The sequence below is a fragment of the Clostridium sp. genome, assembly GCF_032552055.1.
Taxonomy (GTDB): domain Bacteria; phylum Bacillota; class Clostridia; order Clostridiales; family Clostridiaceae; genus Clostridium.
The window spans coordinates 1-1,271 of the sequence record NZ_JAWGSV010000429.1; the positions used below are offsets into that span (position 1 = coordinate 1).

Consider the following 1,271-nt stretch of genomic DNA (forward strand, 5'->3'; position numbering starts at 1 on the left):
GTTCAAGTCGCTTCGCTCCAATTCACCAAAGCAGATACTAGCTCTAATCTTAAATATAAAATTTATAAAAACTGAGGATTTCATGCCTACTAAAGGAAAAAACTCAGCTCGTCTGAGTTTTGAAAGATGTATTTTAATTCTAATTTGCTCCAGTACTGAGTCAATTTACAACTATTACTTAAACAGATATTACCTCTTATCTTGGATATTACCCATTTGGATAGCTACTTTTTTAACTAGAGTAAACTTGGTTTATAATAAATTTAAAATTATAAAAAAATAAAGAGCTCTAATTATTTTAAGAACTCTTTATATTTTTATTTGCTTATATACTTTTTAACCTTATAGAAGCTAATATATTCTTTATAATAACTTACTTTTATTATAAAGCTTTATAACATATTTATATGGATGAGGGAGGTGATAATTATGGCAGCAAGTTCAGTTTTAGTTGAAAATTCTTTAGCAGTTAGCTACAAGGTTGGCGTTAATTCTACTGGAAAGGATGTTTTTAAAGGACAAAACTTTAAAAATATTTCTGTTTCTGCAACGGATGAGGATTTAGTAAATTTATCTGATGCAATTGATGAGCTTTTAGATTATAGTGTTACAACTATAAAAAAGGAGCAAAGCTATGTTATTACTAGAGCATAGAAGAGGTAGATCCTAATATAAAATAATATTTTTAAATTAAATGTGGAAGGAGTAAAAAATATGATTCAAAGAACTGCAACTTTAGGTTTTAAAGATGTTTCTGGAAAGAAGCATAGTATTAATATTAAAGATGTTAGAGAAGATTATGAAGAAGATAAGATAACATCTTTAATGGATTCAATAATTGATAAGAAGCTTATAAAAACTGAGGCTGGTGATTTAGTTGAAAAAGCATCTGCTCAAGTAGTTACTAAAGAAACTACTAAGATTACAGTATAGAAAAGAAATGAAAAATTAAGAATGAATAATGAAAAATTAATTTAAATTAATTAGTGAAATATAAGTTATTAATAAAAGCGCTTTTATTTTATCTCTAAGCTATTAAATAGTATTAGAATTATATAATATTTAGTCCTAGTGTGCGTATTGTATGCTAGGGCTATTTTTATATTTTTACTAAGAATAGTATTTAAAATATAGAATCAAATTACTTAGAATACTTAAAACAGTAAATAAAAATAAATAGTTATTTATTATAGATAGATAGATAGATAGATAGATAGATAGATAGATAGATAGATAGATAGATAGATAGATAGATAGATAGATAGATAGAT

General features: G+C 25.1%; 2 protein-coding genes. Both read left to right on the plus strand.

Features of this window, described 5'->3' with window-relative positions; all coding sequences use genetic code 11:
• The first annotated feature begins 429 nt into the window (after positions 1-429).
• Complete coding sequence (locus E6248_RS16160; RefSeq protein ID WP_316341787.1) at positions 430-654, plus strand: DUF1659 domain-containing protein; 225 nt, start codon at positions 430-432, stop codon at positions 652-654.
• Between the two features lie 60 nt (positions 655-714).
• Positions 715-933 (plus strand): DUF2922 domain-containing protein, encoded by a 219-nt coding sequence (locus tag E6248_RS16165; protein ID WP_316341788.1) that lies wholly within the window; start codon positions 715-717, stop codon positions 931-933.
• Positions 934-1,271 lie beyond the last annotated feature (338 nt).